Genomic DNA, 5,602 nt, shown 5'->3' with positions numbered 1-5,602 from the left:
CGCGCTTCGTCGAACACCTCCGGGAACGGTTCGTCGAACCTATGCGCATGGCACGGCACGAACATGACCACCGTGAAACCGACGACTACGCGGAAGAGTTCATCCGCGCCGTGATGCAAATTGGAGAGGTGCGCATACCGCAGCCCAAGGAGCCCCAAGTGACCGTTGAGCACCCTGGGCCACCGGAGAAGCTGGAAAGACGGGGTCGTTCCGCGCAGAAATTGGCGAAGCGCTCCGGGGTTCAGGTGCGTGAAAGAAACGGGATCTGGGAGGTGAAGGTCGATGGCAAATTCCACGGCGACTACCACCAGGAAGAGCACGCCCTTGCGGCGGCTGTTTTGCTGAAGTTGTCCCCGCAATGACCGGTAGTGTCCGCCCGACAGTCCCAAAGGACTTCGCGATCGAGGCGGCCGAGAACGAAGGTATGCCGTCGCTACCGGCTTGCGAGGATATTTCCCCACCTATGGCGGAGCCTGGACCCCGCAGGAGAACGCTGCGGCTGGGTCGGCAAGATGAAGCCGCGCTGACCCGCAAACCTTTGATCATGGGGAAGACGCAAATGGTCTCCCCAAAGGAGCGACATGCCCTGAAACACCTGCGTTCGAGGCTGGCGATCTTGGCAGGCGTGGCCGCATCCATCGCATTTCCGGTCCTTGCGCAGGACGGCACCGGAGCGGTGCCTGAGAATGCAGAGGCCCGGAGCTATAGCGGTGGCTGGGACTGCGACCTCGGGTATCGTGTGGACGGCGCAATGTGCGTTGCCATGGACGTCCCGGATAACGCTTATGCGACGGGGCGGTCGTACGGCTTGGGTTGGGCGTGCCGACACGGATACGAAGAAGTTGAAGGTACATCCTGCGCGGCTATCCCAGTTCCCGAGAATGCCTTCTTGCGATCGTCGGGCTACGACTGGCAGTGTGATCGCGGATATCGGCAGGATCGCGAGGCCTGCATTCCGATTGTCCTTCCGGAGAACGCCTACCTCACGGAAGAGTCTTCGGGTACCGGCTGGGCGTGCGAACGCGGCTCCAAAGCGTTGACAGACGCTTGTGTGCCGATTGCGGTTCCCGAGAACGGTTATCTCACCAATTCGGACTACGGCGTCGAATGGGCCTGCGAGAGAGGCTTCTTCGAGATCGATGGTCGCTGTGATCCCGTGGCACTTCCGGCGAACGCTTTTCTGAACCACGATGCCTCCGGGCCGGGATGGCGTTGCGAACGGGGCTTTGCTGCGTTGGACGACGCCTGCGTCGCGATTGACCTGCCCACAAACGCCCATCTCGATCGCTCCGGAAACAGTTGGCGCTGCGACCGCAGCTTTCAACTTTCGGACGGAGAGTGCGTTCTTGGACGATAAAGCGCACCATTCGGCGCGCGACGACGCGCCCGGCATACGGATGCGGATCGGCTGTCGCCTGGGCTACCGGCTGACGCACGCCACGCCACTCATAGCCATGCTGAACGTGCATTACTCGCGCTTTGGCGATCTGGAGCGAGCCGACTATCTCGTGACGCAGCCGAGCGTACCGCTGGAAAGCTATCGCGACGGCTTCGGAAACTGGTGCACGCGGATGGTGGTGCCGGCGGGCGACTTCACCTTGTCCACCGACGGGATATTCCGCGATGCGGGACTGCCTGATCCGACAGAACCCGATGCCGCGCAGCATGCCGTTCAGGATCTGCCCTTCGAAACCTTGGTCTATGTTCTGGGCAGTCGCTATTGCGACACCGATCTGCTGTCGCAGGAAGCCTGGCGCCTGTTCGAGAACACGCCTCCGGGCTGGGCACGCGTCCAGGCGATCTGCGACTTCGTGCACTCTGCCGTTTCGTTCGACTACACGCAGGCGAGCGCAACCCGCACGGCGTCTCAAACGCTGGCTGGCAGACAGGGTGTCTGCCGGGATTTCGCCCATCTCGCCATCGCCTTCTGTCGTTGCATGAACATCCCGGCGCGCTACTGCACCGGCTATCTGAGCGATATCGGTGAGATTGGGCCCTACCCGCCAGGCGACTTCGCTGCCTGGATGGAAGTCTTTCTCGGCGGCCGGTGGTGGGTTTTCGATCCGCGGAACAACACGCGGCGCATGGGGAGGATCCTGATTGCTCGTGGTCGGGACGCCGCCGATGTTCCTCTGACTCAGACATTCGGACCGAGCACTTTGACCCAATTCGACGTCTGGACAAGGGACGCTCAGGACGACTCCGCCGAGGCGCCGCCCGGTTCTTGAAACCATGCGGGAGCGACTCAATGCCGGGTGTGCAGGTTTGCCCTTCCCCGGCGCGCCGACGGACCGGTTGGTCCGCGTGTCCGTAGGGGCATTCGCAGTCGGAAACCATCGTGGAGAATTGAGATGACCGCTTCGATCAAGACGACCGCCGTATTTCTGCGACCTTTTCAACTTCCAAGTTTCAACGAGACCCTGCCGGCCGGAGAATACGAGATTGAGATCCAACTGCTTGAGCCTATCGACTGGATCGAACCGGGCGCCTGGACATCGTCCGTCCTTGTCCACCTCCATCCGCGATCGTCGCATCCTGGGCTCAGCCGAACGCTTACCGTGCCGCTCGCCGAATTGGAGCAAGCTGTTGCAAGGGACAAGCTCACCGGCAAGGCTCTGACGGATTACTTCCTCGAGGAGATGCTGGCGGACCCGATGATCCGTCTCGTGATGAAGGCGGATGGCGTGGCCGAATCCGACCTCCGCGACCTCTATTCGGCCCGGCCCGAGTTAAGGCACGAAGACCAACGGACGACGGGAAAATCGGGCGGGGCACGCAAAGGGAAAGATAAAGACAATACCGGACCGCGCCCCGGAAGCGCGCGCCCGGGGATAGGAGAATGACACATGTTTCGGGAAGACGGCTTCCCGCTCAACCGAGAGTGGCTCTTGGTAAGAGCCTTGGGGCATCGCAGTGACCGACGACCCGATCGATCTCGGCGGTCGCAGGGCCGCAGTCGAACGGCATAGGACCGAAATGCGGCGGCGGGCCAACGCGCCGTCCGGAGCACCTTCCGAGCAGCCGCAGCCGGGACGTCTTGAAGGCCAAAGGTTTGCGGTGCCTGCGCGGACATGGCGCGAAGTTATAGAGAATTGGAGATTTCTTCGTGATCGCTTTTCAGAAACGCCAGATGCCGACGATGAATGCATTCAAAGACGCATCAAGCGCGCCATTGGCGACATGGAGCGACTGCGAAAACGGGAGAAGCGCAAGTGAAGATAAAATCGACAGACGAAGAAGTTCAGACGGTCAAGGCAATGGCCGACATTGCGGCCGAGCGCGCCTGCCTGCGGTGCAGGGCGATGTTTTGGAGCGAAGGATTCGGCGAGCGGATATGTTCCCGTTGCAAGGGGACAGTCGCTTGGCGCACGGCTGCGCCTGGAGGCGGCGGACAGGCGCGCCGCCGCTCTGGCGGTCGTTTGTCGTAGGTCTCACCGGTGCCATCCGTCACCATAACGCATGCAACCATGTATCGGTATTGTGTCGCGGTCGCTCTCGGACCGCACAGGCTGATGCTGCGTCCGCGGGAGACTCGAGATCTCAACTTGACGTCCTTTGACCTCGAGATCAGCCCCGAGGCCCGCATAGACTGGTCACACGACGTTGCCGGCAACGCGATCGCGACTGCACAGTTCGATTCCATGACGGAGATGCTTTCGATACGGGCGCACACGCGCGTCGATCTTCACGCGCCAGTCTGGCCAGTCTTCCCAATCGCGGCCTCCGCGGCATCCTACCCATTCATGTATACTCCCGACGATTGGACCGATCTCGGCGCGTTGGCCAGGCCACAATATGCGGACGACACGGGGCGGCTGTCGAAATGGGTCGAAAGGTTTGTCATGGGACGACCGACGGATACGCTTTCTCTGCTGAAGGACATCAGCAACGGCGTCACCGCTGAAACTTCCTATGAAAGCCGAGAGACGGAGGGGACACAGGGACCGCTGGATACCCTCAAGAGGGGGTGGGGATCCTGCCGCGACTTCGCCGTCCTGTTCGCCGAAGCCGTCCGCACGCTTGGCTTCGGCGCGAGGCTGGTCTCCGGATACCTTTACGATCCCGCCGGAGACCGGCTTGGGTCAACGAATGCGGGATCGACGCATGCATGGGTCGAAGTGTTTGTTCCCGGAGCCGGCTGGATATCGTTCGATACCACCAACCGATCGGTCGGCCCCAGCAACCTAATTCCTGTGGCCGTTGCGAGAAGGATTGGGCAGTTTTCATGGCAGAAACACCGATTTGCTTTCCATGGATGTGACTGTGGAAGTACAGAAAGGCCGCTGACCGGGTCTTGTTGTGTCCCGAAACAACCAAAATATGCATCAATAACAAGCTCTTGAATTCTGGAGAGCGTTGGATATCAGGCCCAATCCCTCCGCCACTTTCCATTGATTTCATTGAGTAAGTTCTTGTTTTATATTGCAAACCCCATCTGGACCCCGTTTGTTGTGGGGGCTGGCCGTTCCCAAGCCTGTGGCCCTGTTCACGATCCCGTGATTCACACTCCCTCTGCTGGATTGATTGCCCCGTAGGCAGCGCGCGGCTTCGAACGCCGTGGCCGGTGGCGCTGAAACCCATACGGCGCAGTCGATCACGCCCGGCACGGGCGCGAGGAGTTACAAAGCGGACGTGCGCCCGTACAGGGGAGTTGCGTTGAACGTCCACGTAGGTAGGCCACACGCCTCGCACATCTGGACACGCGGAGGTGTCCAAGCTCCCCAACTTGTCCCGCCCGGCGTGGCGAGGGGCCGCCCCCACCCCCCGGCCTACCCCGGCACGCGGCGGATTTCGCATGCTCCCCTCACGGCCACAGCGGTGAACGCCTAACTTTTTGTCAGTTTAGTCAGACGAATTGAGGCGCGTTTGAAAGGTCATTTGTCCGCCCGGGCCAACCTCTGCCGGAACCGGGCGTGGCGAAGCCGCACGTTTTCCACGGCGTCTAGGCTTGGCCGTTCGGTTGGAAAGTTGAGGAATGCCGCACCTTCAAAAAAGATGAAGGCGGCAGCATCGTAGGCTGCCGCTGCAAGCACTTCGTCGTCAAAGCCACCCAAGTAAAGGTTCCCTTGGTCAATCTTGATGTTCGCATCCCAATAGGTCTCACCTGTGGAGCTCTTTCGTTCGCTAACCCCCTTGTAGTTGGAGGTCGAAGTGCTTTTGCCACGCCGGTTTCGCATCACTGCTTTTCGCCCAACGCGGGCGATCAGGTTGACCTTCCGGCAGTCAAAGCTGCACTTGTTTTGGAAGGAAATCTGCCTCGCTTCCTCAAGCGTCAGCTTCGGGTCGTCCAAGAGGCAGATCAGGCGTTGCAGCGATACCCGGTGTTGTCCGTCGTCAGAAGATTTGGGACACGAGTGGCTGATCTGGAACGGAGGGCCTGGCTCGTTTGGGTTTCAGTTTATGCTGCGGTCTGGCGATGCAGCAAGCGGCGCTTCTCGATGGTTTTGGCCTTGATCTCCTTTCGTGTTTTCAAGATTGGACTTGCCCGACTTTTATGGAGAGCGTTTAGCTCACTTCCCGGGCTTTTCGCTCGAAGGCGATGGGGCTCTGGAAGCCGAGCGATGAATGCCGCCTGACGGGATTGTAGAACCCGTCGATGTAT

General features: G+C 60.5%; 7 protein-coding genes. 6 read left to right on the top strand and 1 reads right to left on the bottom strand.

Translation table 11 applies throughout. The annotated features are described in order from the left end of the window. The 6 genes from OE647_RS19795 to OE647_RS19770 all read left to right on the top strand — a co-directional run. On the top strand, positions 1-362 hold a 362-nt coding region (locus OE647_RS19795), incomplete at its 5' end, for a hypothetical protein (RefSeq protein ID WP_263723495.1). After that, a complete protein-coding gene (locus OE647_RS19790) occupies positions 359-1,357 on the top strand; it encodes a hypothetical protein (RefSeq protein WP_263723494.1) in 999 nt (332 codons plus the stop codon). The genes OE647_RS19795 and OE647_RS19790, both read left to right, overlap by 4 nt. 40 nt (positions 1,358-1,397) lie before the next feature. Beyond that, positions 1,398-2,228, top strand: a complete 831-nt coding sequence (locus OE647_RS19785) for a transglutaminase-like domain-containing protein (RefSeq protein WP_263723496.1) — start codon at positions 1,398-1,400, stop codon at positions 2,226-2,228. A gap of 123 nt (positions 2,229-2,351) precedes the next feature. Then, entirely contained in the window at positions 2,352-2,843 is a 492-nt protein-coding gene (locus OE647_RS19780) for a hypothetical protein (protein ID WP_263723493.1), read from the top strand. 70 nt (positions 2,844-2,913) lie between these two features. Further along, the gene (locus OE647_RS19775; RefSeq protein WP_263723492.1) at positions 2,914-3,216 is read left to right on the top strand and encodes a hypothetical protein; all 303 of its coding nucleotides are present in this window, start codon (positions 2,914-2,916) and stop codon (positions 3,214-3,216) included. A gap of 251 nt (positions 3,217-3,467) precedes the next feature. Further along, positions 3,468-4,343, top strand: a complete 876-nt coding sequence (locus tag OE647_RS19770; protein ID WP_263723491.1) for a transglutaminase family protein — start codon at positions 3,468-3,470, stop codon at positions 4,341-4,343. Positions 4,344-4,874: 531 nt separating this feature from the next. Here the strand turns inward: OE647_RS19770 and OE647_RS19765 are convergent. Further along, on the bottom strand, positions 4,875-5,291 hold the full coding sequence (locus OE647_RS19765; RefSeq protein ID WP_263723490.1) for a hypothetical protein: 417 nt from the start codon (positions 5,289-5,291) through the stop codon (positions 4,875-4,877). Positions 5,292-5,602 lie beyond the last annotated feature (311 nt).

This window comes from Albidovulum sediminicola (assembly GCF_025751575.1).
GTDB classification, from domain to species: Bacteria; Pseudomonadota; Alphaproteobacteria; order Rhodobacterales; family Rhodobacteraceae; genus Albidovulum; species Albidovulum sediminicola.
Note: the sequence above shows the minus strand (reverse complement) of the source record. Positions and strands in the feature narration are given on the sequence as shown.